This is a genomic window from Haloferax sp. Atlit-10N, from assembly GCF_003586325.1.
In the GTDB taxonomy this organism is placed as follows: domain Archaea; phylum Halobacteriota; class Halobacteria; order Halobacteriales; family Haloferacaceae; genus Haloferax; species Haloferax prahovense.
Map to the genome: position 1 here is coordinate 1 of NZ_PSYX01000158.1, position 459 is coordinate 459.

Consider the following 459-nt stretch of genomic DNA (forward strand, 5'->3'; position numbering starts at 1 on the left):
CGCACAGAGCGTGGAGATGGAGATTCTCGAAGAACAGATCGATGCACCAATCGACGTGAAGACGGGAACCGTTACCGCGGGCTCCATCCCCGACTCGGGGACCGCTCGGTTTGATTTCAACATCGAACTCGGCAACGCCGAGCCGGGCACCTACGAGATACCCGTCGAGGTGCAGTACAAGTACGTCCGGATGGTCACCTACGGCAGCGTCGACGGACCGGAATACACGTGGCGGACCGTCACGAGAGAGAAGTCGGTGACGGTCGAAGTCGAAGACCGCCCGCAGTTCGAGGTCGTGAGCGAAGGTAACAACGCCGTATTCGCCGGCGACACCGGCCAGCTCTCGTTCGCGCTCGAAAATACGGGCACGCGAACCGCGACGTCGTCGTCGGTCCAGCTCACGACGCAGTCGCCGACGATTTTCTTCGGCACGATGCAGAATCCGCAGTCGTCGACGAG

The 459-nt window shown here is 61.4% G+C and carries 1 protein-coding gene; it reads left to right on the forward strand.

The window, feature by feature from the left end; all coding sequences use genetic code 11:
* Nucleotides 1-459 (forward strand): COG1361 S-layer family protein (locus tag C5B91_RS21655; RefSeq protein WP_394337653.1); only part of this gene is annotated, 459 nt, incomplete at both ends.